The sequence below is a fragment of the Streptomyces sp. NPDC052023 genome (genome assembly GCF_044548465.1).
Lineage (GTDB): Bacteria > Actinomycetota > Actinomycetes > Streptomycetales > Streptomycetaceae > Streptomyces.
The window spans coordinates 173,939-199,597 of sequence record NZ_JBIUBW010000003.1; the positions used below are offsets into that span (position 1 = coordinate 173,939).

The following is a 25,659-nucleotide window of genomic DNA, read 5'->3' on the forward strand; positions in this document are numbered from 1 at the left end:
TGACTCGCCGATCGGTTTCATCGCAGGTCGGCCGCGTATCCCGGAAGCACCCGGCGCAGGGCGCGCAGGGCGTAGTAAGCGCGGGACTTCACGGTACCGGGCGGAATGCCCAGGGTCTGAGCCGCTTCCGCCACACTCGCCCCCTGGAAGTACACGAGCACCAGGACTTCACGGTGCTCCGGCGTGAGTGTCTTCACAGCCTGGCGCACGTCGACGGTGGCGGCCGAGCGTTCGGCGTGATCGGCGCACACCCGAGCGTTCTCCAAAATCGCGTCGCCGACCTCGGGCGGGCGCGCCTGCCGGGCCCGCCGGGCGTCGATCGCGAGCCGCCGGCCCACGGTGAGCAGCCAGGGCCGTACGGACTCGAAGGCGTCGGCGCGCAGCGCCTCGGGGTGCTGCCAGGCGCGGACGAGGGTCTCCTGCACCAGGTCCTCGGCGCGCTGCCGGTCGCCGTCGCAGAGCCTGAGCAGCAGTGCGAAGAGCGGTCGGCCGTGCTCCCGCTGAAGCGCGGCGAGCTCGTGCTCGGCGGTCGTCCCGCTGGTGATCGTGGTTCCGGCCGTCATGGCGGTATGGCATCGCAGGGCGCGGTCGCTGGACAGGGAGCGCGCACGGCGCTGCGACGGACGGTCGAACACGTCGGCGAACGGTACGACGAACGGTCCGCCTCGCCCACTCGCGCGACGCGGACGGGTTAAAGGGACCCCTGAGGTTGTTTGCGATGTCGTCCAGCTTCGTACCTATTTGTGCGTAAATACGACCGCACTGAGGTGAGCTGATGACCGTACGCATCGCACGCAGACGGCAGGTGGCCCTGGCCCTGACGGCTGTGCTCGCCGCGGCTGCCGCCTGCCAGGCCCGCGACGAGGAGCCCGGCGCCCGCACGGGCCCGCCGGCCGCCGCCGCCCACCGTCCCTTCACCCTCGTGGCCTCCGGCGACGTCCTGCCGCACACGTCCGTGATCGAGCAGGCCCGCTTCGACGCGGGTGGCACGGGCCACGACTTCCGGCCGATGCTCGCCGGCGTGGCACCCGTGGTCTCCGGTGCCGATCTGGCGCTGTGTCACATGGAGACGGTGTACGGCGAGGACGGGAAGTACTCCGGCTACCCGGAGTTCAAGTCCCCGCCGGAGATCGCCCAGGGCCTCGCCGAGACCGGCTACGACGGCTGCTCCACCGCCTCCAACCACAGCCTCGACGACGGCGCCGAGGGCATCCGGCGCACCCTGGACGCCCTCGACCAGGCCGGCGTCCGGCACGCCGGGACGGCGCGTACCGCTCAGGAGGCGCGCACGGTCACCGTCCTGCCCGCGGGCACGGCGAAGGTCGCCCACCTCGCCTACACCTTCGGCACCAACGGCCACCCGCTTCCGCCGGGCAGTCCCTGGGCCGTCAACCTCCTCGACGAGAACCGGATCGTGGCCGACGCCCGGGCCGCCCGGCGGGCGGGCGCCGACGTGGTCGTGGTCTCCGTGCACTGGGGCACCGAGTGGCAGGAGGAGCCGGACCGGCGCCAGCTGACCCTGGCGCGCAGCCTCACCGCGGCCAGCTCCGCCGGCCGCCCCGACATCGACCTGATCCTCGGCACCCACGCCCATGTGCCGCAGGCGTACGAGAAGATCAACGGCACCTGGGTGATCTACGGCATGGGTGACCAGATCGCCGGCAAGATGACCAACCATCAGGGCGATCTGGACCCCCGTGGCAACCAGTCCACCCTCGGCCGCTTCACGTTCACCCCGCCCACCGCCCCCGGTGCCCGCTGGGAGGTGAGCAAGGCCGAGTTCATCCCGCAGATGTACGACATCGACGCCGGCCGGGTGGTCAACCTCAACGCGGCCCTCGCCCAGGGCGCCGACCTCGTCGGCGTACGCGACCGCATCCACGCGGTCGTCCTCAGCCGGGGCGCGGGGCAGCAGGGGCTCGTGATGGGGGAGTAGCCGGCGCTCAGTTGACGTCGACGTGGTCGAACAGTCGCAGCATCTCGCCGAGTACGCGCACACACGCCCGCACGTCGGCGTCCGTCAGGTCGCCCCCGACATCGCGCAGCACGAGGTGCTCGCGGGCGACGACGGCGGTGATCGCCTCCCGGCCCGCCTCCGTGAGCCGGAGTACCAGGCCGAGCAGGCCCGCGCCCTGGCCGCCGGCGACGTCGAGGCCTGGCTGGGCGCCTTCCTGCGGGTCGTCCCCGGCCCGCACCGGACCGCCGCCGACGTCGACCCGGACATCCCGCGCAGGCTGCGGGAGATGGCCCTCGCCACGATCTCCCAGCACACGCCGGGCGAGAAGAACTGGCACGTGCCCGTGACCGGCACCTGGGACCGCGTCGCGAACTCCGGCGTCCCGGTCCTCACCGTCAACGGCGGCCTGGAACCCGCCGACCTGCGCGCCGCCGCCGAACGGCTGGCCGGCACCGTCGCGAACGGCCGCTCGGTGACCATCGAGGGCACCGGCCACTACCCCAACCTGGAGCAACCGAGGGTCTTCGACGAGACCCTGCTCGGCTTCCTCCGCGGCCTCTAACGCCCGGCCAGTTTCGACTTCCGGTACGAGTAGGTGAAGTAGATCACCAGGCCCAGCGCGAGCCACACGGCGAACCGCGCCCAGGTCTGCCACTGCAGGAACGTGATCAGCCAGACCGAGAAGAGGACGCCCAGGGCCGGCACGAACGGCATCCACGGCGTACGGAAGGTGCGCGGCAATTCCGGCTGCCGGTAGCGCAGCACGATGACCGCGATGCACACCACCACGAACGCCAGCAGGATCCCGATGTTGGTCAGTTCGGCCGCCTCGCCGATCGGCAGGAACCCGGCGATGGCGGCCGACGCGAATCCCGCGATCCATGTCACCCGCGTCGGCACATGGCGGGTCGGGTGCGTCTTCGCGAACCACCTGGGCAGCAGCCCGTCCCGGGACATCGAGAACCACACGCGGGTGACGCCCAGCAGGAAGGTGAACATCACGGTGAGGATGCCGATGATCGCACCGACCGCGATCACGCTCGCGAGGGCGTCGAGACCCACCGACTCGAACGCGGTGGAGAAGCCGCTCTCCGGGTCGATCTCCGTGTACTTCTGCATGCCCGTCAGCACCAGGCACGCGGCCACGTACAGCACCATCGAGATCGCCAGCGAGTAGATGATCGCCTTCGGCATGTGCCGCTGCGCGTCCTTCGACTCCTCGGCCGCGGTGGACATGGCGTCGTACCCGAAGACCGCGAAGAACACGGTGGCCGCACCGGTGAAGGCGCCGCCGACGCCGTAGGGGAAGAACGGGTTGTAGTTCGCGGTGTTGATGTGGAAGACGCCGACGCCGATGACCAGCAGCACCACCAGCACCTTCAGTACGACCACGACCATCTCGAAGCGGGCCGCGTTCTTGATGCCGAGGTTGAGCAGGTAGGCGATGAACAGGCACAGCACCGCGGCGAAGAGGTCCACCCGATGGCCCTCGCCGGTGCCGGGCGCGCCCAGCATCCAGCTCGGCAGGTCGGCGCCCAACTGGTTGACGAGGAAGTTGAAGTAGCCCGAGATGCCGATCGCGACCACCGCCACGATCGCCGTGTACTCCAGCAGCAGGTCCCAGCCGATGAACCAGCCCACCAGCTCACCGAGGACCGCGTAGCCGTAGGTGTAGGCGGAACCCGCCTTCGGGATCAGCCCCGCGAACTCGGCGTACGACAGTGCGGCCGCCGCACTCGCCACACCCGCGATCAGGAACGACACCAGCACCGCGGGCCCGGCCGTGCCGTTGGCCACCGCACCGGCCAGGGTGAAGATTCCCGCGCCGATGATGCCGCCGACGCCGATCGCGGTCAGCTGCCACAGCCCGAGGGATCGTTCGAGCTTGGGGCCCTCGGCGATCTCCGTCTCTTCGATGTGCTCGATGGGTTTGCGGCGGAGAATCCCCTCGCCCATTCGGAGCCGGGCCATGCGCCTCACCTCTTCGCGATCGCCGAACCGCTGACGGCGGATCATGATGGCTCAGTCGCGCACCCGAGGAAAGGCGCCACGCACCCCTACGGCACGACTGTCACCGGCCATCGTCCCGCCTTCACCAGCCGGATCGCCACCGAGCCGATGATCCGGTGACCGGCCTGTTCGGAGGCGCCCACCACGACGGCGTCGGCCTTCAGCTCGTCCGCCGCCTTCACCAGCCCGCTGTACGGGTCGCCGCGGAAGGTGTGGAACTCCCAGCGCAGGTCGAATATCCCCTTGACCCGCTCGGTCGCGGCCCGGATCTGTGCCACCAGGTCCTCGGCGACCTCGTCCGTGGCCACCGCGACGGGCGCCCCGAGTGCCGCGCCGGCGGCCAGCACCGGCTGCACGTACACGAGTGCCAGCAGCGCGTTCTGCCGCCGGGCCAGACCGGTGGCGTAGGCCGCGGCCCGCATCGAGGAGTCGGAGCCGTCCACCCCGACCACGATGACCTTGGGTCCGTCCGTGCCGCGCTCGAACTGGTGCGCATGCTGTTCCGTCACGGCCCGAGGCTATCGGAAGCGCCCGGTCCGCCCACCGGGAGGCCACGCTCGACGGGCGGGCCACCGGCGCTGTTCCTAGAGTCGGAAGCATGAGTGCCACCGTGGACACCGCCAGGGCCCGGGACACCCCGGGTGGTGCGATACGGCGGCCCGGCACCGGTCTCCTGGGCAAGGTGCCGGAGATCTTCGCGGCCTTCCTCGGCGTCCTCGGGGTGCTCTGTGCTCTGCTGGCGCTCATCCCGCCGCTGCGCGCCGCGCTGTTCCCGGTGGTCCACTTCCTCGAACTGCTGATCGTCCCCGTCAGCCCCAACCTCGCCTACGCCGTCTTCCTGTTCCTGCTCGCCGGCGCCACCGCCGCCCGCAAGAAGGTCGCCTGGTGGCTGGTCGTCGTCTATCTGGGCCTGCTGATCCTCGCCGACGTCCTGGGGGCCGCGTTCGGCGACTACGCCGGCTCCCTGCCCTCCCTGATCGTGTGTGCCCTCGCGCTGGTGCTGCTGGTCCTCGCCCGCCGCGAGTTCTACGCCGCCTCCCGCCACGGCGCCGTGCGCCGGGCCGTCGGCGTCCTGCTGGCCGGGCTGGTCGCGGGCATCCTGGCCGGCTGGGGCCTGGTGGAGCTGTTCCCGGGCACGCTGCCGCGAGGACAGCGGCTGGTGTGGGCCGCCGACCGGGTGTGCGGCGGGCTGATCTCCGCCGGTGCCTTCGACGGACGGCCACCGCGGTCGCTGTTCTTCCTGCTCGGCCTGTTCGGCGCGCTCGCCCTGCTGAACGCCGCCGCCACCCTCTTCCGCTCGCAGCGCATGGAGGCCGCCCTGCACGGCGACGAGGAGGCCCGCGTCCGCGCCCTCCTCACGGCGTACGGCGAGCGCGACTCGCTCGGCTATTTCGCCACCCGGCGCGACAAGGCAGTGGTCTTCTCACCCAGCGGCAAGGCGGCCGTCACCTACCGCGTCGAGGCCGGCGTCTGCCTGGCCGCAGGCGACCCGGTCGGCGACCCCGAGGCCTGGCCGCACGCCGTCGCGGTCTGGCTGGAGCTGGCCCGCCGGCACGCCTGGGCGCCCGCTGTGATGGGCGCCTCCGAGGAGGGCGCCAAGGCCTTCGCCCGCGCCGGGCTCGGCGTCCTCCAGCTGGGCGACGAGGCCGTCGTGCACGCGGCCGGGTTCGACCTCGGCGGCCGCGACATGCGCGTCACCCGGCAGGCCGTGCACCGCGTCCGCCGCACCGGCGCCACCACCCGCATCCGCCGGCACGCTCGCCTCGGCGCCGAGGAGATGGAGAAGGTCGTCCGCACGGCCGACGCCTGGCGCGACACCGAGACCGAACGCGGCTTCTCCATGGCCCTGGACCGGCTCGGCGACCCGGCCGACGGCGACTGCCTGCTCGTGGAGGCGCTGGGCGCGGACGGCCGCCTGCTCGCCCTGCTCTCCTTCGTACCGTGGGGCAGGGACGGCATCTCCCTGGACCTGATGCGCCGGGACCGGCAGGCCGCGCCGAACGGCGTCATGGAGTTCATGGTCGCCGAACTCTGCGCCGCCGCCCCCAAGCTGGGCGTACGGCGGATCTCCCTGAACTTCGCCGTCTTCCGCTCGGTCTTCGAGGAGGGCGCCCGGATCGGCGCCGGACCCGTGCTGCGGCTGTGGCGGCGCCTGCTGCTGTTCCTCTCCCGCTGGTGGCAACTGGAGGCGCTGTACCGCTCCAACGCCAAGTACCACCCCGAGTGGTATCCACGGTTCCTCTGTTACGGCGACGCCGCCGCCCTCGCCCGGATCGGCCTCGCCTCCGCAGTCGCCGAGGGCTTCGTCTCCGTACCGTCGCTGCGCAGACTCCGGGACAAGGGGCACCCGGACCGCCGGCGCCCGCCCGCCATCACGCGGGACCTGCCGCCGCCGGCCGCGCTCGGCCTCGCCGGAGGGGATGAGGCCGGGTCCGGTGACCCGCTCGCCGGGCTGCCGGACCAGGTTCGCGTCCGGCACCACAAACTGGACCGGCTGCGCGCCGCCGGCAGCGACCCGTACCCGGTCGGCGTCCCGCCGCCCACCCGTGCCCTCGCCGACGTCCGCGCGGGCGAGCAGGTGACGGTCGCCGGACGCGTCATGCTGGTGCGCGACTTCGGCGGCATCCTCTTCGTACGGCTGCGCGACTGGTCGGGCGACCACCAACTCGCCCTGACGCGCGAGGACCTGGGCCCGGCACTGGAACGCTTCAGGACCGCCGCCGACATCGGCGACCACATCACCGCAGTCGGCCGCGCGGGCCTCAGCGACAAGGGCGAGCCCACCGTCTTCGTCAGCTCCTGGCGGCTCGTCGGCAAGTGCCTGCGCCCGTTGCCCGACAAACGCCGGGGCCTGGCCGACCCCGAGACCAAGGTGCGGATGCGCTACCTGGACCTGGTGTCGAGCCCCGCAGCGCGCCAGGTGATCCGCGCCCGCTCCACGGCGGTCCAGGCGCTGCGGCAGGGCCTGCTGGACCGGGGCTACCTGGAGGTCGAGACCCCGATGCTCCAGCAGATCCACGGCGGCGCCAACGCCCGGCCCTTCACCACCCACATCAACGCCTACGACCTGGACCTGTACCTGCGCATCGCGCCCGAGCTGTATCTGAAGCGGCTGTGCGTCGGCGGCATGGAGAAGGTCTTCGAGATGGGCCGTACCTTCCGCAACGAAGGCGTCTCCTACAAGCACAACCCCGAGTTCACGATGCTGGAGGCCTACCAGGCGTTCGCCGACTACGACGTGATGCTCGACCTGACGCGCGAGCTGATCCAGGGCGCGGCGACCGCCGCCTTCGGCAGCCCGGTCGCACACCGGGACGGGCAGGAGCACGACATCTCCGGGACCTGGCCCGTGAGGACGGTGCACGGGGCGATCTCCGAGGCGCTGGGGGAGGAGGTGACCGCGGACACGGACCTGACGGCACTCAAACGGCTGTGCGACCGCGCAGGTGTCCCCTACACCGCCGACGACGGCCCCGGTGACGTCGTCCTGGAGATGTACGAACGCCTCGTCGAGGAGAGGACCCTGCTGCCGACGTTCTACAAGGACTTCCCCACCGACGTCTCCCCGCTGACCCGGCAGCACCGCACCGACCCCCGGCTCGCCGAACGCTGGGACCTCGTCGCCTTCGGCACCGAACTCGGCACCGCCTACTCCGAGCTGACCGATCCGGTCGAACAACGCCGGCGCCTGACCGCACAGTCCCTGCTCGCCGCGGGCGGCGACCCCGAGGCCATGGAACTGGACGAGGACTTCCTGGACGCGCTCGAGTACGCCATGCCGCCCACGGGCGGCCTCGGCATCGGCGTCGACCGGATGGTCATGTTCCTCACGGGCCTGACGATCCGGGAGACGCTGCCGTTCCCCCTGGTGCGGCGCCGCTGAAAGCGGATGACGCCGTGGTCCCGGATCCGCCGCCCGGGTGTTTTCCTGCCGCCGCGCCGGTGTCGCTGAGGTGCGCCGGGGGTGGGTGGGGCGACTGATGATTCATGAAGAAGGATCAGTTGCTCACCCGCCGCCGGGCGTTGATCGCCGGTGTCGGTGCCCTGGGCGCGGCCGGTGCCGCCGGTCTGCTGAGGGCGGGCTCGGGCGGCGAGGCCCGCCCGTCCGCCGCCCCCGCCCCCGGATCCCCGGCACGACGCCCGCTCAAGCCGTCCGCCTACCGTCTCCAGCCGCTGGCCGGCCAGGGGCCCCCGGCCGCCTCAGGCCGCACCCCGGTCCGGCGCGAACCCCTGCTGCGCATGCACGGGATCGGCCGCACCATGGTCCTGACCTTCGACGACGGCCCCGACCCGCGCTACACCCCCGAGATCCTGCGCACCCTGCGCGAGTACGACGTACGGGCGACGTTCTTCGTGTGCGGCGAGATGGCCGCCGAGCACCGGGACCTGCTGGCCGAGATGGCGGACGACGGCCACGTCGTCGGCAACCACACCTGGTCCCACCCCCTGCTCACCACCCTCACCCGCGCTCGCATCCGCGCCGAGATGGAGCGCACCAGCGAGATCATCGAGAAGGCCTACGGGGATCGCCCGCTGTGGTTCCGCGCCCCGTACGGCGCCTGGAACCGTGCCGCCTTCCAGCTCGGGGCCGAACTGGGCATGGAACCCCTCGCCTGGACCGTCGACACCCTCGACTGGACCGAGCCCGGCACCCGCACCATCGTCGACCGGGTGGAGAGCGGCGCCGGCCCCGGCGTCGTCGTCCTCGCACACGACGCCGGGGGCGACCGCTCGCAGAGCGTGTGGGCACTGCGCGACTATCTGCCGCACCTGCTGGACGCCGGCTACCACCTCACCGTGCCACGCCGGCACCAGGTGTGACCGGCGCCCGCCCGCCGGGTCGGGGCACGCTCAGCGCACCTCGACCAGGCGGGCGAAGGCCACGACGTTCCCGTCGTAGCCGTTCTGCTTGGAGAAACCGCCACCGCAGGTGATGACCCGCAGTTCCGGGACACCCTTGGAACCGTAGACGCGGTCTCCGGGGAAGTTGTTCTTCGCGAAGACCTCGACGCCGTAGACCTCGAACACGGCCGTCTTCTTGTCCTGCCGGAGCACCTCGACCCGGTTTCCGCGCTTCAGTGCGCCGAGGCCGTAGAACACCGCGGGACCGGCCTGGTTGTCGACATGGCCGACCACCACCGCGGTGCCCTTCTCGCCGGGCGAGACGGCACCGGTGAACCAGCCCGCCAGATGGGGATCCTCCGGAGGCGGTGCGTCCACCCACCCCTCGGCGTCCAGACCGACCGGCATCACCGGAGCGTCGACCTGGATCGCGGGAATCCGGATCCAGCCGGGCAGCGAGTACGGCAGCGCCGGCGGGGACTTCCCGAAGGTGGCCGGGGTGGAGGGAGCGCCCGCGTCCGCGGCCGCCGCCGACGCGGGCTGCGGTGGCCCCACGTCGAACTCCCCCGAGCCATTGCGGATGAGGGCGAGACCGGTCAGCAGAACAAGCGCTATCACGCCCCATGGCGCGCGCTTCCTCTGCCGCTCCTCCTCTTCCTCCAACTCGGAAAGGAACATGGTGTCATCCCCTCTCGACGCGGCCGTCGCCACGTCAATTCAGCGCTTGGGAGCACGCTAGAACCCTGACGGAAAACCGGCGACGGGAGAGAGACGAATGGGTGTACCGGTCACGACCGGTGCGCCATCCGAGTTGCCGCGCGCAGGTTTTTTCCCATGGTCCGTGACCTGCGGCGATATCCGATTGTGCGGTTATCCTCCGGCATGTTGTTTCACCTGGACGGCCCATCCCCGAAATGCGGGATTGTGCACGGCAACTGAGGGTTTTGCTGGGAGACGCTGTCTCGCCGATTCACCGGGAACGGGTCCCGGGGCGTCTTCCGCGGAGGATGACATGCGTAACTCTCGTGCCCTGGCGGTCTCCGCCGCGGCCGCCGCGTTCCTGCTCGGGGCCGCGGCCCCGGCGGCGGTCGCGGGCAACGGCCCGGCCAACATCGTCGCCCTGCCCAGCGTCATCGCCCGCGGGGGCCAGATCACGGTCACCGTGGACGGCTGCCCCAGAGGCGGCGCCGTGTACTCCGATGCCTTCGGCATGGCCACCCTGTCACCGATCAACGGCGCCAACCTGACGTCGAGGGGCTACGCGACGATCCACAGCGACGCACGCCCCGGCACCTACAACATCAGCGTCCAGTGCTCCGGCCGGCGGCTGACGCGCCCGAACGCCTTCACCGTCATCGGCGGTGTCCGCGGCGGTCTCGGGGGCAGCATCTCCTCCGGGGCCACGCCGACCGACATGGCCATCGGCGGCGGGCTCGTCGCCTCGGCCGTCATCGGCAGTGGTGTCTTCTGGATGCGTCGCCGCTGCGAGAACCACGCCTGACGCGCCGCCCCGCGTCGGGAGAACTGATCGCACGTGAGGGCGTCGGCCCCGGACCCCGCTCGGATCCGGGGCCGACGTCATGTGCGCGGGGGGTGCCGTGGTCAAGAGCGGGCGGCGTGCCGGCTCGCGGCCGAGGGCGCGCGCTGCGACCCGTATCGCGCCCATGTGCATCCTCCGGTCCCCGAGGAGCAGGCACGGACCGTTGCGACCGCACCGGAAATGCACCTCGATGACTGAAACGCTAGGAACAGGACCGCGTGTTCGCTATCGCAGTGGTGCGAACGGGGCACACAGGTGGGCCGTCCGGGGGCCGGCACTGCTGCGGCCGGGGGACGGCGGCGGCGTGCCCGACGTCCCACGGCGGCCCACGGTGCGCGGGCGCCGGCACGCGCCGGGCCGGGGTGCGGGCCCCGTCGGCCGCCCGTCAGCTCCCGGCGTCCGGGAAGAGGTCCAGGAACGGCTGGTACGAGGCCGCGACACCCCTGCTGTAGGGCGAGTCGAAGTCCCAGATCAGGAAGAGCAGGAAGGCGATCAGCGCCGAGAACAGCACGGCGAGGACCAGTTCGCGCGGGGTGCGCCGGATCTGCAGGGCGAAGATCATCCCGATGGTGATAACGGCTCCGGCGATGAGCCCGAACCACACCACGGCAGGCATCGTCGACTCGGTCGAGTCCGCCCGCGCATGCCGCGCCCGGTCCGCCTCGGCCACCTGGTCCACGAGCGGCTGGTAGGCCTGCGCCTCGAAGTCGGTCCTCGGCTCGTAGTCCGTGACGGTCGCGCGCACCTGGTCCAGCAGTTCGGTGCCGCGCGCGGTGACCTTCCCCTCCTCGGTCATCGCCTTCCACTCGGTGGTGACGACGTGTCCGACATAGGTGTTGACATCCTCCCTAATGCGCTCACGTACGTCGGACGGGTACACCCGCACCCGTTCCGTGATCTCGTGCAGTGCCTGCGCCTCCGCCCGCACGTGGTCCTGGGCGACGCTGCGCGCCTCCCACACACCGGCGATGGCAAGGCCGAGCACGATGGCGTACACCACACCGATCCACATCGTCATGTACTCGATGACGTCCGGCGTCTCGGAGGGATCCTCGTCCTCGGACGCCGCACGGTTGCGAAGCAGGGTGATGACGACCACCAGGGAGCAGGCGGCCAGCATCGCGAGGGTGAGAACAAGCCATTCCGGCAACGGAAGCCTCCAGGGATCAGCGCGGACGCAGCGCGGCGACGGCGAGCAGCGCCGGCACGGTGATGAGCAGGACGTAGGTGACCGGCGACTGACCGCCCCGGGTCTGGCGGTTGCGCGGCGGGGTTCGGTAGCGCGGGTAGCTCACCGGCGTCACCGTCGGACGCGGGGCGGGCTTGGCCGACGGGGAGGGTGACGGCGGTGGTGGCGGTGGTGGCGGTGGTGGTGTCGGCCTGGCAGCCGGGGCCGGCGGGGGTGCGGGGGCCGGTGGTGGTGGCGGTGCGGGGCGGGGTGGCGCCTCGGGCCGCGGGGTGGGCGTCGGTTTCGGCGGCGGGGTGGGCTTCGGGGGAGGTGGGGGTAGTGGCGGTGGCGGCGGAGTCGGTTCGGGCGGCGGTGTCGGTGTCGGTGTCGGTGTGGGCGTCGGGCTGGGTGTGGGCGTGGGGGTGGGGCAGATCGGGGGAGTGGGCCATGTCCGGCTCCCCGCGACCGCCACCGCCTCCGTGCCGCCCGGTCCGGTGGACGCGTACGCACAGGAGTCGGCCGCCACGACGCCGGCCGGGGCGCCCACGAGCGCCACGGCGAGTGTCACCAGGACCAACATCCGTGCGGGGACGGGCGATTGGGTCGGTTCGGAACCATGCACGACCGAGATCATGAGGCTTCCCGTGTCCCCACACGCCCGGGCGGCCGGGGGATTGCCCCGAATGGGGGAAGTGTGCGGCGAGGGGTTTGATCGGCACGGGACCGTGTGTCCGGACGTCCGGACGCGCATACGAGTGGCGGTCGGCGTCCGGCGCGCCGCAGCAGGGCCCGATCGGGCCCCCGGCCCCCGGGTTCCGCCCGTGGCCCCGGAAAGAAATCTCCGATCCGGTTGAGACAACCGGCGTCCCCGTTCGTACCCATTGTCGTGCGGCGGCACAGCAGGGCGCTGCAATATTCTTGTCATTATGGGGAGTTGACGATGAAGACCTCCTGGCGGAGCGCCTCGCTCGTGGCGAGCGCCGCGGCCGTACTGGCGCTGACGACGGCGTGCGGTCAGGAAAGTGGTCCCCAGTCGGCCAGCCAGAACGTGGGCGCCACCGCCCCGGCCGGTGGGTACGGCGGCACGGGGCTCGACACCGGCGCCGGTACCGGCACCGGCGTGGGTGCCCCGGCGGGCGAGCAGGGCACCGGCGCCCAGGCCGCGCCCGCGGGCAAGCTGTCGGTCGCGGACAACGGGGAGCTCGGGAAGGTGCTCGCCGACAGTGCCGGCCGAACCCTCTACCGCTTCGACCAGGACACGGCGGAACCGCCGAAGACCAACTGCGAGGGGGACTGCGCGACCGCCTGGCCGCCCGTTCCGGCCGATGACGCCACCGCGGGCGAGGGCATCGACGAGGCGCTGCTCGGTGAGGTCACCCGCCCCGACGGCACCAAGCAGCTCACCGTCGCGGGCTGGCCGGCGTACCGCTATGCGAAGGACGTCAACCCGGGCGACACCAAGGGCCAGGGCGTGGGCGGCACCTGGTACGCGCTGGCGCCGGACGGCAAGAAGGCCACCGCGGCGGACCTGCCCGGACTGTCCACCCGCAAGGACCCGAAGCTCGGCGAGATCGTCGTCGACGGGAACGGCCACACGGTCTACCGCTTCATGAAGGACTCGCAGTGGCCGATGAAGACCGCGTGCACCGGCGAGTGCCTGGAGAAGTGGCCGGTCGTCGCGCCGGTCGACGCCAAGGACACCAAGGGCATCGACCTGCAGGGCTCCACCGCCAACCGGGGCTATGTCGTCTTCGACCGGCCCGACGGCATCAAGCAGCAGACCATCGACTGTGTGCCCATCTACACCTTCGCCGGGGACAAGAAGCCCGGTGACACCAACGGCCAGGGCGTGGGCGGCACCTGGTTCGCGGTGAAGCCCGACGGCAAGCCGGTCGGCGCGCCCGCGCAGTAGCGAAGGACCCTTCCGGGCCGGGCCCGGCGCACGGCCGAGCGGTCCGCATCCCGCGCAGCACCACGCGGTATGCGGGCCGTTTTGGCATCATTCACCGGAGTCTTCCGGATTCACCGGCAGTCTTCTGGACTCATCCCATTTCTCCAGGACTCTGTGGCACCTGCCGGATACTTCTCGTAAGCGTTCTGCGACAGGTCAATTCGGCACGCGCCGCAGGCAGTGACCGGGAACGGACGGTCAATTTCCGTTTCAGGTCGCTCCATTGGCGGGCGATCAGTAGCCTCTGCTCGAACACCGGATCGCCTACGCCATGGAGAGACAGATGGAGCGTCCCGCCTGGGCGCCACGGAGCATCGACATCTCGGTGCCGAGTGTCGCGCGGATCTACGACTACTACCTGGGCGGTTCGCACAACTTCGAGGTCGACCGGGAAGCGGCCCGCCGGGCCATGGAGTTCATGCCGGGGCTGCCGAAGATCATGCGGGCGAACCGGGCCTTCATGCGCCGCGCGGTGCGGCACGCCGCCGCCGAGGGCATCACGCAGTTCCTGGACATCGGCTCGGGCATCCCGACGTACGGCAACGTCCACGAGGTGGCCCAGGCTGCAAGTCCCGGCGCGCGGGTGGTCTACGTCGACCACGACCCGGTCGCCGTCGCGCACAGCCAGGCCGTTCTCGAAGGCAACGACGACGCGCGCGTGGTCGCGGCCGACCTGCGCAAGCCGCAGGACATCCTGTCCAGCCCGGAGGTGGAGCAACTGCTCGACCTGACGCGGCCGGTGGCGCTGCTGCTCGTCGCCGTCCTGCACTTCGTGGAGGACGCGGACGACCCCTACGGAGCGGTCGCTCAGCTGAGCGACGCACTCGCGCCCGGCAGCATGCTCGTGCTGACGCATGCCTCGTACGAGGGAATCCCGCTGGCACCCGAGCGGGCGGGTGGCGCGGTGGACGTATACAAGGACCTCCGCAACCCGCTGATCATGCGCTCGCGCGAGGAGATCGCGCGGTTCTTCGAGGGGTACGACATGGTGGAACCGGGACTGGTGCCGATGCCCGTCTGGCGGCCCGACACCGCGCCGGAGGACGAGGATCCCTATGCCTTCTCCGGCTTCGCCGGCGTGGGGCGAACCGCGTGATCGCCGAGCCGGACGGGCCGGAGGACAGACTGCGGCGGTTCGCGAGGATCTGGAGCCGGGCGGTCTACCCCGCCACCTCGACGTCGCTGACCAGACCGGAGTTCGAGGGACAACTGCTGCCGCTGGCACGGAGACTGCGCGCGGCACTGCTCGCGCGGACCTACGACGCGGCCGAGGGCCGCGCGGTCGGCGCCGCCCTGGTCGACGCGCACTGCACCGACCCGGAGGCGCTCAGCCACGCCCTGGACTGCGTCGACGCCTACCTGGTGCTCTACTGTGGCGACGACGGTCCCCAGGAGGATCTGCGGGCCCGTTCCGCCCGGCTGCAGCACGCCATGGCCGCCGGGTTCGCCCAGGCGCTGCGGGAACGCACCCTCGCCGAGCAGGAGTGCATCGCGCAGGCGGCGTTGCGCGCCCAGGGTGTGGTGGCGCAGGCGCTGCACGCCAGCGAGGCCCGCTTCCGCGCGGTCTTCGAGGGCGCGGCCATAGGCATCGGCATCGCGGACCTCGACGGCAACGTCCTGGAGGTAAACGGCGCGCTGATGCGCATGTTCGGCGGCTCCGAGCAGAACGTGCGCGGTCGCAAAGTCCAGGAGTGGACCCACGCCGACGACGCCCCCCAGGTCTGGCGGCTCTACGAGGAGCTGGTGCGCGGCGAACGCGAGCACTACCACGTGGAGAAGGCCTTCTACCGGCCGGACGGAACGGTCCTGTGGACCAACCTCACCGTCTCCCTGCTGCGCGACCCCGACGGCAACCCGCAGTACCAGCTCGCGCTGATGGAGGACACCACCGAACGGCGGCTGCTGAACCTCCGGCTGCGCTACGAGGCCACCCACGACGCCCTCACCGGACTGCCCAACCGCACTCTGTTCTTCGAGCGGCTGGAGAAGGCCCTCGGCGCGGGCGAAGGCCAGCGCTTCGGCCTGTGCTACCTCGACCTCGACGGCTTCAAGACCATCAACGACAGCCTCGGCCACGCGGCTGGCGACCGGCTGCTCGTCGAGGTCGCCGACCGCCTCCAGGCCTGTGCCACCGCACCCGGTGAGATGGTCGCCAGACTCGGCGGCGACGAGTTCGTGGCGCTCACCACCGGTCCCGACACCCAGCGCGAGGTCGACGAGCTCGCCGCCCGGATCATGAACGCGCTCACCGCCCCGATCAGCGTGGAAGGCCGGCAGCTGACGGTGCGCGGCAGCATCGGCGTCGTCGAGGGCGCGGCGGGGGAGCGCAGCGCGGCCGAGGTGCTGCGCAGCGCCGACATCACCATGTACCGGGCCAAGTCGGCCGGCGGCAACCGCTTCGAAGTGGCCGACGCCGAGGCCGACGCCCGGGCCATCACCCGGCACGGCCTCACCACGGCGTTGCCGGCCGCGCTGGACCGGGGCGAGTTCTTCATCGAGTACCAGCCCCTGGTGCACCTGGGTGACGGCAGCGTGCGCGGCGCGGAGGCCCTGGTCCGCTGGCTGCACCCGCAGCACGGCGTCCTCGGACCCGACCGGTTCATCCCGCTCGCGGAGCACACCGGCCTGATCGTGCCGCTGGGCCGCTGGGTGCTGGAGCAGTCGGTGCGCCAGGCCCGCGACTGGCGCGAGCGCCACGCCGGCACGCCTTCCGCGCTGCTGCGGATCAACGTCAACCTCTCCCCGTGCCAGCTGACCCACCCCGGTCTGGTCCAGGACACGGTCGACATCCTGGAGGCCGAGGGCGTCGCTCCCGACGCGCTCTGCCTGGAGGTCACCGAGTCCGCCCTGATCGGCGCCGACGACGACCTGCTCAAGCCGCTGCGGCGGCTGGCCGAGATGGGCGTCGACATCGCCCTGGACGACTTCGGCACCGGCTACTCCAACCTCGCCAACCTCCGCCGCCTCCCGGTGAGCATCCTCAAGCTGGACCGCTCCTTCACCCAGAGCATGCAGCGGTTCCCGGCCGACCCCGTCGACCTCAAGATCGTCGAAGGCATCGTCTCCCTCGCCCACAGCCTCGACCTCGCGGTCACGGTCGAGGGCGTGGAAACCGGGGCCCAGGCCGAACAACTGCGCATACTCGGCTGCGACACGGCCCAGGGCTGGTACTACGCCCGCCCGGGCCCCCCGGAACGACTCCACGAACTGGCAATGGCCGACGCGACAACCTGACCCAAGACGCCCAGGGATGCGGGGCCGCCCCACGCGCCCCCGCCGCACGCCCCCAGGGGCGCGGCGAACTGCGCGACCAGCCCCCTACGACCCGCACCCGCCGCACCACCCTCCGCCTCCGCCCGCCCCGCAGGCGCGCCCCCGCCGCACGCCCTGAGGGGCGCGGGGAACTGCGCGACCAGCCCCCTACGACCCGCGCCCGCCGCACCACCCTCCGCCTCCGCCCGCCCCGCAGGCGCGCCCCCGCCGCACGCCCTCAGGGGCGCGGGGAACTGCGCGACCAGCCCCCACAACCCGCACCGAACCCTCAGGCCCAAGCACCACGACCCCGCGGCAAGCGCCCCTCACCGCTCCAGCAGCATCCGCTGCAACTCCCGCGCAGCCCGAGGCGGAGCCACATCGCTGCGGTGCGCCAGCGCGATCGTCCGATGCAGTCCGGGCCGGGCAATCGGCGTCACCCGCAACCCCCGCCCGGACCGCGCGGCGACCATGCGCGGAACCACGGCCACCCCCAGCCCGGCCCGCACGAACCCCAGCACCGCGTCCATCTCGCCCCCCTCCACCGCGAAATCCGGCTCGAACCCCGCGGAGCGACAGGCGGCGACAGTCAGTTCCCGCAGGTCGTACCCGTGCCGGAACATCACCAGCCGCTCGCCCTCCAGATCGGGGATGCCCACTGTCCGCCGCCCCCCGCCCGGCCGTGACGCCTCCGGCGACGACACCACCACCAGGTCCTCCCGCAGCAGCTCCACCGTCGTCAGCGCCGGTGACGGCGTCGGCAGCGGCAGCACGACGAGGGCAAGATCGAGGGCGCCGCGCGCGAGATGCCGTACGAGATCGTGCGAGCCGCTCTCCTCGATCAGCAGCTGGATGCCCGGATAGCGGTCGTGGAACGCGCGCAGCACATCCGGCAGCAGGCCCGTGCACACGCTCGGCGTGGCCCCCAGCCGCACCCGCCCCCGCCGCAGCTGCACCAGCTCCTGCACCTCGTGCCTCGCCGTGTCCGCGTCGGCCAGGATCCGGCGGGCCAGCGGCAGCAGTGCCTCGCCCGCGTCGGTGAGCGTGATGTTCCCCCGCGCCCGCAGGAACAGATCGGCACCCAGCTCCCGCTCCAGCGCCTTGATCTGCTGCGACAGCGACGGCTGGGCGACATGGACGAGATCCGCGGCCCGGGTGAAGTGCCGGGTCTCGGCCACCGCCACGAAGTACTGGAGCTGCTGGAACTGCATGCAGCAAGCATAGGCCTGAGCTATCGAATCAAGGCGGACCATGTCTTGGACTGATGAGCCCGCGCACGCCTACGGTGCGGAACATGGCTCTGGCAACGCGGACGGACCGACGGCCGTCCATGGCGCGCACGATGTGGGACAGCTCCGTCGGCAAGAAGACCGTGATGGCGGTCAGCGGGCTCACCATGCTGCTGTACCTGGTCGTCCACATGATCGGCAACCTGAAGATCTTCTTCGGCGCAGGCGAGTTCAACCACTACGCGCACTGGCTGCGCACCGTGGGTGAACCGTTCATGCACTACGAGTGGACGCTGTGGCTGGTCCGGATCGTCCTCGTCGTCGCGGTCGTGGCCCACGCCGTCTCCGCGTACCAGCTGAGCCGCCGCGACATCAAGGCGCGCCCCAGCAAGTACGTGCACAAGAAGCCGCGCGCCTCCTACGCGACGCGCACCATGCGCTGGGGCGGGATCATCCTCGCCCTGTTCATCGTCTGGCACATCCTCGACCTGACCACCGGCACCGTGCACACCGGCGGCTTCGAGCACGGCCGTCCCTACCAGAACGTCGTGGACACCTTCTCCACCTGGTACGGCAACGTGATCTACATCGTCGCGGTGCTCGCCGTCGGCCTGCACATCCGGCACGGGTTCTGGAGCGCCGCACAGACCCTGGGCGTCGGCAGCCGCACACGCGACCGCGCGCTGAAGGCAACCGCGAACGCCCTCGCGCTGCTCCTCACGGCCGGATTCCTCGCCGTGCCCGTAGGCGTCATGACCGGATTGGTGAGCTGAGATGAGTTACGCCGAGTACGTGACCGGGGAGCCGGTCGTCGACAGCAAGGCCCCCACCGGCCCCGTCAACGAGCGCTGGGACAGGCGCCGCTTCGAGGCCAAGCTGGTCAACCCCGCCAACCGGCGCAAGCACACCGTGATCGTCGTCGGCACCGGTCTCGCCGGCGGCTCGGCGGGCGCCACGCTGGCCGAACAGGGTTACCACGTCGTCCAGTTCTGCTACCAGGACTCCCCGCGCCGGGCCCACTCCATCGCCGCGCAGGGCGGCATCAACGCGGCGAAGAACTACCGCAACGACGGCGACTCCGTGCACCGGCTGTTCTACGACACCGTCAAGGGCGGCGACTTCCGGGCCCGCGAGTCCAACGTGCACCGGCTCGCGCAGATCTCCGTCGAGATCATCGACCAGTGCGTGGCGCAGGGGGTGCCGTTCGCCCGGGAGTACGGTGGTCTGCTCGACACCCGCTCCTTCGGCGGCGTCCAGGTCTCGCGGACCTTCTACGCCCGTGGCCAGACCGGCCAGCAACTGCTGCTCGGCGCCTACCAGGCGCTCAGCCGGCAGATCGCCGCCGGGAACGTGGAGATGCACCCGCGGACCGAGATGCTCGACCTGATCGTGGTCGACGGGCGCGCGCGCGGCATCGTGGCGCGGGACCTGATCACCGGGAAGATCGACACCTACTTCGCGGACGCGGTCGTCCTCGCCAGCGGCGGCTACGGCAACGTCTTCTACCTGTCGACCAACGCGATGAACTCCAACGCCACAGCCGTCTGGCGGGCACACCGGCGTGGCGCGTACTTCGCCAACCCCTGTTTCACCCAGATCCACCCCACCTGCATCCCGCGTACCGGCGACCACCAGTCGAAGCTCACCCTCATGAGCGAGTCGCTGCGCAACGACGGCCGTATCTGGGTGCCGAAGGCCAGGGGCGACCAGCGGCCGGCGCACCAGATCCCCGAGGACGAGCGCGACTACTACCTGGAGCGGATCTACCCCTCCTTCGGCAACCTCGTCCCCCGCGACATCGCCTCCCGCGCCGCGAAGAACGTGTGCGACGAGGGCCGTGGCGTCGGTCCCGGGGGCCAGGGCGTCTACCTGGACTTCGCGGACGCGATCAAGCGGATGGGCCGCAAGGCCGTCGAGGCCAAGTACGGCAACCTCTTCGACATGTACCAGCGGATCACCGACGAGGATCCGTACGAGGTGCCGATGCGGATCTATCCCGCCGTGCACTACACGATGGGTGGCCTGTGGGTCGACTACGACCTCCAGACGACCATCCCCGGCCTGTTCGCGATCGGCGAGGCGAACTTCTCCGACCACGGCGCGAACCGGCTCGGCGCCTCGGCGCTGATGCAGGGCCTGGCCGACGGCTACTTCGTGCTGCCGGCGACCATCAACGACTACCTCGCCCGCAACCCGCACCAGGACGTGGTCACCGACGAGCACCCGGCCGTCCGGGAGGTGCTGGCCGAGACCGAGGACCGGATCAACGTGCTCCTCGCCGTCGACGGCGACCGCACGCCCGACTCCTTCCACCGCGAGGTCGGTGAGCTGATGTGGGAGTTCTGCGGCATGGCCCGCACCGAGACCGGGCTGCGCAAGGCCCTGGAGCGGATCCCGCAGATCCGTGAGGAGTTCTGGCGGCGGATCAAGGTGCCGGGCACCGGCGAGGAGTTCAACCAGTCGCTGGAGAAGGCCAACCGGATCGTCGACTACCTGGAGCTCGCCGAGCTGATGTGTCTCGACGCGCTGCACCGCTCGGAGTCCTGCGGCGGCCACTTCCGCGAGGAGTCGCAGACCCCGGACGGCGAGGCCGCCCGCCGGGACGACGAGTTCTCCTACGCGGCCGCCTGGGAGTTCACCGGCACCGGTGAGTCGCCCGTCCTGCACAAGGAAGACCTCGTCTTCGAGTACGTCCACCCCACCCAGCGGAGCTACGCATGAAGCTCACCCTGCGCGTCTGGCGCCAGCAGAACGCCGACGCCGACGGCACCATGTCCACGTACGAGGTCGACGGCGTCTCGCCCGACATGTCCTTCCTGGAGATGCTCGACACGCTCAACGAGGACCTCATCCTCAAGGGCGAGGACCCGGTCGCCTTCGACCACGACTGCCGCGAGGGCATCTGCGGCGCCTGCTCGCTGGTCATCAACGGCGACGCGCACGGGCCCGAGCGCACCACCACCTGCCAGCTGCACATGCGGTCCTTCCGGGACGGCGACACGATCGACATCGAACCGTGGCGGGCGGCCGCCTTCCCGGTGATCAAGGACCTGGTCGTGGACCGGTCCGCGTTCGACCGGATCATCCAGGCCGGCGGCTACGTCACCGCCCCGACCGGCTCCGCGCCCGAGGCGCACGCCACGCCCGTGCCGAAGCCGGACGCCGACTTCGCCTTCGAGCACGCCGAGTGCATCGGCTGCGGCGCCTGCGTGGCCGCCTGCCCGAACGGCGCGGCGATGCTGTTCACCTCCGCCAAGGTCAATCACCTGAACGTGCTGCCGCAGGGCGCGCCGGAGCGTGAGACGCGCGTGCTGAACATGGTGGCGCAGATGGACGAGGAGGGCTTCGGCGGGTGCACCCTCACCGGCGAGTGCGCCACCGCCTGCCCCAAGGGCATCCCGCTGATGTCCATCACCGGCATGAACAAGGAATGGCTGCGCGCCACCCGCAAGGCAGCCAGGAAATGATGCCGCGCAGGTAGGGAAGACGTTCGCCGGCTGGGTGCGGACGGGCGGGACCGGGAGTGGTGCTCATCCCCGGTCCCGTCTCGCTTTCCGGCCCACCCCTGGCATTCAACATCCGCACATCCCCGCTCCGGACACAGGTAACGCGCACGCCAACCGGCATCGGAAGAACTGTGGCGGCAGGCCGAACGACCCGGCCCGCCCGCAGCCGTCGTCGAACCGGCCCGTGACCAGGAGTGTGCCATGACCGGCGTTTCCACCCTCGACCGTCCCCCGCAGCCAGCGGCACCCACCCGCTACACCGTCACCCTCGCCCGCGACGAGGACGACGTGCGCGCGGCGCAGAAGCTGCGGCACGACGTCTTCGCCGGCGAGATGGGCGCGATGCTCACCACCCCGCAGCCGGGGCTCGACATCGACCCCTTCGACGCGTACTGCGACCACCTGCTGGTCCGTGACACGCTCACCGGCGAGGTCGTCGGCACCTACCGCCTGCTGCCACCCGAGCGCGCCTCGGTGGCCGGCCGGCTCTACTCCGAGGGCGAGTTCGACCTGACCCGCCTCGACCCGATCCGCCCCGGCCTCGTCGAGGTCGGCCGCTCCTGCGTGCACCCGGACCACCGGGACGGCACCGTCATCGGCCTGATCTGGGCGGGCATAGCGCGCTACATGGTCGACCGCGGCCACGAGTGGCTGGCCGGCTGCTGCTCCATCCCGCTGGCCGACGGCGGTGCCGTCGCCGCCGCCGCCTGGGACCGGGTCCAGGCCAAGAACCTCGCCCCCGAGGAGTACCGGGTACGGCCGCTGCTGCCGTGGTCCGCGGAGGGCGTCGCCCGCCCCGCCGGGCGCACCGAACTCCCGCCGTTGCTGCGCGGCTATGTGCGCCTCGGCGCCTGGGTGTGCGGCGAGCCCGCGCACGACGCCGACTTCGGCGTCGCCGACCTGTACGTGCTGCTTTCGATGCGCCGCGTCAACCCGCGCTATCTGAAGCACTTCCTCTCGCTCGTCCCGGCCTGATGAGCGTCTGGCTGCCCAGCGCGCCCTGTACCCCCAGGGCGTGCGTGGAGCCCGCGGGGCGGGGCGCGGTCGCGCTGTGGGGCGTGCTGCGGTTCATCGCGGTGCTGGTGCTGCTGCTCGGCGGGATCGTGCTGCTGCCGCTCGGCCGGCGCATTCCCGCGCCGTGGGTGCGCCGGTGGGCCCGGACCATCGCCTGGGCCGCGGGGGTCCGGGTCCGTATCACCGGCTCCGCCGCTCCCACCGGGGGCGTGCTGCTGGTCGCCAACCACATCTCCTGGCTGGACATCCCGCTGCTCGCCTCGGTCCGCCCGGCCCGGATGATCGCCAAGACCGAGATACGGCAGTGGCCGGTGGCCGGCCCGCTGGCCGCGGGCGCCGGCGTCGTGTTCATCGAGCGCGACCGCCTGCGAGCCCTTCCGGGCACGGTCGCGCACATCGCCGAGCTGCTGCGGTCGGGCGCCGCGGTCGGCGTCTTCCCCGAGGGCAGCACCTGGTGCGGCCGCGCCCAGGGCACGTTCCGCCGGGCCGTGTTCCAGGCGGCGCTGGACGCCCAGGTCCCCGTGCAGCCGGTCCGTATCCACTACCGCCTCGCCGACGGCCACGCCAGCACGGCCCCCGCCTTCGTGGGCGAGGACTCCCTGCTCACCTCCCTGTGGCGGGTGATGACGGCTCGCGGCCTGATCGCCGAGGTGCATGTCGAGGACCCGATCATGCCGGGAAGCCACCCCGACCGCCGGTCCCTGGCTCGCGCCGCCCAGCCCGCGGCGACCCCGGAACCGGGCTGGACGCACGCGGTACTGGCGTCCTAGACGGGCGTACGGAGGCCTCCGGCAGCCGGGCACTCACCGGCGCCCGGAGGCCTCTCGCCGTCCGCCCGGCAGCACGCGGGCCAGGTAGGGCGCCGTCCGGCTCTCCCGCGCCGCCGCCACGTCCTGTGGCGGCCCCGCCGCCACGACGCGGCCGCCCGCCTCGCCGCCGCCGGGCCCCATGTCGATCACCCAGTCCGCGCAGGCGGCGACGGACATGTCGTGCTCGACGACGATCACGGTGTGCCCCGCGTCCACGAGGCCGTGCAACTGACGCATCAGGACCTCGACGTCGGCGGGGTGCAGACCGGTCGTCGGTTCGTCGAGGACGTAGAGGGTGTGACCGCGGCGACCGCGCTGGAGTTCGCCGGCCAGCTTGATGCGCTGGGCCTCCCCGCCGGAGAGCTCCGTCGCGGGCTGCCCGAGCCGCAGATGGCCGAGGCCCACGTCGAGCAGGGTGCCGAGGCTGCGGGAGACCGCGGGGCTGTCCGCGAAGAACTCCGCCGCGTCCTCCACCGTCAGGTCCAGCACCTGCGCGATGTTCCGTCCCCGGTACGTCACCTGGAGCGTCTCGGGGTTGTAGCGGGCGCCGCCGCAGTCGGGGCACGGAGTGTACGTGCTGGGCAGGAACAGCAGCTCGACGCTGACGAAGCCCTCGCCCTGGCAGGTCTCGCAGCGTCCTCCCGCCACGTTGAAGGAGAACCGCCCGGCCCCGTACCGGCGTTCACGTGCCGCGTCCGTGGTGGCGAAGGCCTTGCGGACGACGTCGAACAGGCCCGTGTACGTCGCCAGGTTGGAACGCGGGGTGCGGCCGATCGGCCGCTGGTCGACGCGGACCAGGCGGCCCACACCCGCCGGCTCGTCCGTGATCTCACCGACGATCGTGGACTTGCCCGACCCCGACACGCCGGTCACCGCCGTGAGCACCCCGAGCGGGAACGTGGCCGTCACCTCGCACAGGTTGTGCCGGGTGACCGGGCCGATGGTCAGCCAGTCCCGGGGCGTGCGCACGTCACGCGGCGGCGGAGGCGAGTCGTCGAAGAGGTGGCGGGCCGTCGCCGAGTCCGCCACCTCCGCGAGACCGGCGACCGGCCCGCTGTACAGCACCCGCCCGCCGTGCTCCCCGGCGCGCGGGCCGACGTCCACGATCCAGTCGGCGTCCCGTACGACATCGAGGTGGTGCTCCACCACGAAGACCGAGTTCCCGGCCGACTTCAGCCGCGCCAGCACCGTCAGCAGGGCCTCCGTGTCCGCCGGGTGCAGCCCCGCCGACGGCTCGTCCAGGACGTACACCACGCCGAACAGGCCGGAGCGCAACTGGGTGGCGAGGCGCAGTCGTTGCAGCTCGCCCGGCGAGAGGGTGGGGGTGGCGCGGTCGAGGCTGAGGTAGCCGAGGCCGAGTTCGGCGACCGGGGCGATACGGGACCTGAGGTCGTCGGTGAGGACCCGGGCCGTCTCGCCGGTGGCGACGAGGGAGTCGGCCAGGCGGGACAGGGGCAGCGCGGCCAGCTCCGCGATCGTACGGCCCCCGAAGGTCACCGCCAGCGCCTCGGGCCGCAGCCGGCTGCCGCCGCAGTCCGGGCAGGCTGCGCCGGTCAGGAACCGCTCCGCCCTGGCCCGCAGCGCCGGGCTCCTGGAGTCGGAGAACGTCTTCATGACGTAGCGCCGGGCGCTCATGTACGTTCCCTGGTACGGGCGCTGGATACGGTCCGCGTCGCGCACCGGATGGACGGTGACCACCGGCTGCTCGTCCGTGAACAGGATCCACTGCCGTGCCCCTGCGGGCAGTTCGCGCCACGGCCGGTCCAGGTCGTACCCCAGGGCGTCGAGGATGTCGCGCAGGTTCTTGCCCTGCCAGGCACCGGGCCACGCGGCGATCGCGCCCTCGCGGATCGACAGCGACGGGTCGGGGACCAGCAAGTCCTCCGTCGTACGGTGCACCCGGCCGAGCCCGTGGCACCGCGGGCACGCACCGGCCGCCGTGTTGGGCGAGAAGGCGTCCGAGTCGAGCCGCTCGGCGCCCGGCGGGTAGTCGCCGGCCCGGGAGAAGAGCATCCGCAGCGAGTTCGAGAGGTTGGTGACCGTGCCGACCGACGAGCGGGACGTCGGGGCCGAGCGGCGCTGTTCCAGGGAGATCGCGGGAGGCAGGCCGGTGATCTCGGCGACCTTCGGCGCGCCGACCTGGTGGATCAGCCGGCGGGCGTACGGCGTGACCGACTCGAAGTAGCGCCGCTGGGCCTCCGCGTAGATCGTGCCGAACGCCAGCGAGGACTTCCCCGAGCCGGACACCCCGGTGAACACGGCCACCACGTCGCGCGGGACGTCGACGTCGACGCCCTTGAGGTTGTGCTCACGGGCGCCGCGCACCCGGACGTAGGGATCGTGGGAGTCGGGCATGGGAACGCACTCCGGCCTCGGATGAC

21 protein-coding genes are annotated in these 25,659 nt (G+C 71.7%); 13 read left to right on the forward strand and 8 right to left on the reverse strand.

All coding sequences use genetic code 11. The annotated features are described in order from the left end of the window. Positions 1–17: 17 nt before the first annotated feature. A complete protein-coding gene (locus tag ACIHCM_RS08330; protein ID WP_399891063.1) occupies positions 18–563 on the reverse strand; it encodes a sigma-70 family RNA polymerase sigma factor in 546 nt (181 codons plus the stop codon). A 212-nt stretch (positions 564–775) separates the two neighbouring features. On the opposite strand from ACIHCM_RS08330, the gene ACIHCM_RS08335 reads away from it, so the two are divergent. After that, positions 776–1,936, forward strand: a complete 1,161-nt coding sequence (locus ACIHCM_RS08335; RefSeq protein WP_399891066.1) for a CapA family protein — start codon at positions 776–778, stop codon at positions 1,934–1,936. Positions 1,937–1,958: 22 nt separating this feature from the next. Further along, positions 1,959–2,519: an alpha/beta fold hydrolase gene (locus tag ACIHCM_RS08340; RefSeq protein ID WP_399891069.1), complete on the forward strand. Its 561-nt coding sequence runs from the start codon at positions 1,959–1,961 to the stop codon at positions 2,517–2,519. Here the strand turns inward: ACIHCM_RS08340 and ACIHCM_RS08345 are convergent. Both ACIHCM_RS08345 and ACIHCM_RS08350 read right to left on the reverse strand, forming a co-directional pair. Continuing rightward, positions 2,516–3,928, reverse strand: a complete 1,413-nt coding sequence (locus ACIHCM_RS08345) for an amino acid permease (protein WP_399891072.1) — start codon at positions 3,926–3,928, stop codon at positions 2,516–2,518. The two genes, ACIHCM_RS08340 and ACIHCM_RS08345, sit on opposite strands and share 4 nt — an antisense overlap. Positions 3,929–4,014: 86 nt before the next feature. Further along, positions 4,015–4,476 (reverse strand): universal stress protein, encoded by a 462-nt coding sequence (locus ACIHCM_RS08350; RefSeq protein WP_399891077.1) that lies wholly within the window; start codon positions 4,474–4,476, stop codon positions 4,015–4,017. 89 nt (positions 4,477–4,565) lie between these two features. Between ACIHCM_RS08350 and lysX the strand changes: the two genes are divergently transcribed. Together lysX and ACIHCM_RS08360 are read left to right on the forward strand one after the other, a co-directional pair. Continuing rightward, on the forward strand, positions 4,566–7,850 hold the full coding sequence (gene lysX, locus ACIHCM_RS08355) for a bifunctional lysylphosphatidylglycerol synthetase/lysine--tRNA ligase LysX (protein WP_399891080.1): 3,285 nt from the start codon (positions 4,566–4,568) through the stop codon (positions 7,848–7,850). 104 nt (positions 7,851–7,954) lie between these two features. Then, positions 7,955–8,788 carry a polysaccharide deacetylase family protein gene (locus ACIHCM_RS08360; RefSeq protein WP_399891083.1) on the forward strand — a complete coding sequence of 278 codons (834 nt, stop codon included), beginning with the start codon at positions 7,955–7,957 and terminating at the stop codon, positions 8,786–8,788. 30 nt (positions 8,789–8,818) lie between these two features. Here the strand turns inward: ACIHCM_RS08360 and ACIHCM_RS08365 are convergent, their stop codons facing one another. Beyond that, a complete protein-coding gene (locus ACIHCM_RS08365) occupies positions 8,819–9,487 on the reverse strand; it encodes a class F sortase (RefSeq protein WP_399891086.1) in 669 nt (222 codons plus the stop codon). 334 nt (positions 9,488–9,821) lie between these two features. On the opposite strand from ACIHCM_RS08365, the gene ACIHCM_RS08370 reads away from it, so the two are divergent. Beyond that, complete coding sequence (locus tag ACIHCM_RS08370; protein ID WP_399891089.1) at positions 9,822–10,310, forward strand: hypothetical protein; 489 nt, start codon at positions 9,822–9,824, stop codon at positions 10,308–10,310. A gap of 424 nt (positions 10,311–10,734) precedes the next feature. Here the strand turns inward: ACIHCM_RS08370 and ACIHCM_RS08375 are convergent, their stop codons facing one another. Then, on the reverse strand, positions 10,735–11,499 hold the full coding sequence (locus tag ACIHCM_RS08375; RefSeq protein ID WP_399891092.1) for a DUF4239 domain-containing protein: 765 nt from the start codon (positions 11,497–11,499) through the stop codon (positions 10,735–10,737). Between the two features lie 16 nt (positions 11,500–11,515). Next, a complete protein-coding gene (locus ACIHCM_RS08380; RefSeq protein WP_393108168.1) occupies positions 11,516–11,644 on the reverse strand; it encodes a hypothetical protein in 129 nt (42 codons plus the stop codon). Positions 11,645–12,457: 813 nt separating this feature from the next. On the opposite strand from ACIHCM_RS08380, the gene ACIHCM_RS08385 reads away from it, so the two are divergent. The 3 genes from ACIHCM_RS08385 (at position 12,458) to ACIHCM_RS08395 (ending at position 16,702) form a co-directional block, all read left to right on the forward strand. Continuing rightward, the gene (locus ACIHCM_RS08385; protein WP_399891095.1) at positions 12,458–13,429 is read left to right on the forward strand and encodes an SCO0930 family lipoprotein; all 972 of its coding nucleotides are present in this window, start codon (positions 12,458–12,460) and stop codon (positions 13,427–13,429) included. Between the two features lie 322 nt (positions 13,430–13,751). Then, entirely contained in the window at positions 13,752–14,564 is an 813-nt protein-coding gene (locus tag ACIHCM_RS08390; RefSeq protein WP_399891098.1) for an SAM-dependent methyltransferase, read from the forward strand. Then, complete coding sequence (locus ACIHCM_RS08395; RefSeq protein ID WP_399891101.1) at positions 14,561–16,702, forward strand: putative bifunctional diguanylate cyclase/phosphodiesterase; 2,142 nt, start codon at positions 14,561–14,563, stop codon at positions 16,700–16,702. Before ACIHCM_RS08390 ends, ACIHCM_RS08395 begins: the two co-directional genes overlap by 4 nt. Before the next feature lie 344 nt (positions 16,703–17,046). Here ACIHCM_RS08395 and ACIHCM_RS08400 read toward each other — a convergent pair whose 3' ends face one another. Next, positions 17,047–17,931 (reverse strand): LysR family transcriptional regulator, encoded by an 885-nt coding sequence (locus ACIHCM_RS08400; protein WP_399891104.1) that lies wholly within the window; start codon positions 17,929–17,931, stop codon positions 17,047–17,049. Between the two features lie 119 nt (positions 17,932–18,050). Here ACIHCM_RS08400 and ACIHCM_RS08405 point away from each other — a divergent pair, with 119 nt between their 5' ends. From ACIHCM_RS08405 to ACIHCM_RS08425, 5 genes are all read left to right on the forward strand, one after another. Next, entirely contained in the window at positions 18,051–18,722 is a 672-nt protein-coding gene (locus ACIHCM_RS08405) for a succinate dehydrogenase (protein WP_399892181.1), read from the forward strand. A 1-nt stretch (position 18,723) separates the two neighbouring features. Beyond that, the gene (locus ACIHCM_RS08410; RefSeq protein WP_399891107.1) at positions 18,724–20,670 is read left to right on the forward strand and encodes a fumarate reductase/succinate dehydrogenase flavoprotein subunit; all 1,947 of its coding nucleotides are present in this window, start codon (positions 18,724–18,726) and stop codon (positions 20,668–20,670) included. After that, a complete protein-coding gene (locus tag ACIHCM_RS08415) occupies positions 20,667–21,416 on the forward strand; it encodes a succinate dehydrogenase/fumarate reductase iron-sulfur subunit (protein WP_399891110.1) in 750 nt (249 codons plus the stop codon). Before ACIHCM_RS08410 ends, ACIHCM_RS08415 begins: the two co-directional genes overlap by 4 nt. Before the next feature lie 240 nt (positions 21,417–21,656). Continuing rightward, positions 21,657–22,430, forward strand: a complete 774-nt coding sequence (locus tag ACIHCM_RS08420) for a GNAT family N-acetyltransferase (protein WP_399891113.1) — start codon at positions 21,657–21,659, stop codon at positions 22,428–22,430. Then, positions 22,430–23,239, forward strand: coding sequence for a lysophospholipid acyltransferase family protein (locus tag ACIHCM_RS08425; RefSeq protein ID WP_399891116.1), 810 nt, complete (start codon positions 22,430–22,432; stop codon positions 23,237–23,239). Before ACIHCM_RS08420 ends, ACIHCM_RS08425 begins: the two co-directional genes overlap by 1 nt. A 33-nt stretch (positions 23,240–23,272) precedes the next feature. On the opposite strand, the gene ACIHCM_RS08430 is transcribed toward ACIHCM_RS08425, so the two are convergent. After that, positions 23,273–25,633: an ATP-binding cassette domain-containing protein gene (locus ACIHCM_RS08430; protein ID WP_399891119.1), complete on the reverse strand. Its 2,361-nt coding sequence runs from the start codon at positions 25,631–25,633 to the stop codon at positions 23,273–23,275. Between the last annotated feature and the right edge of the window lie 26 nt (positions 25,634–25,659).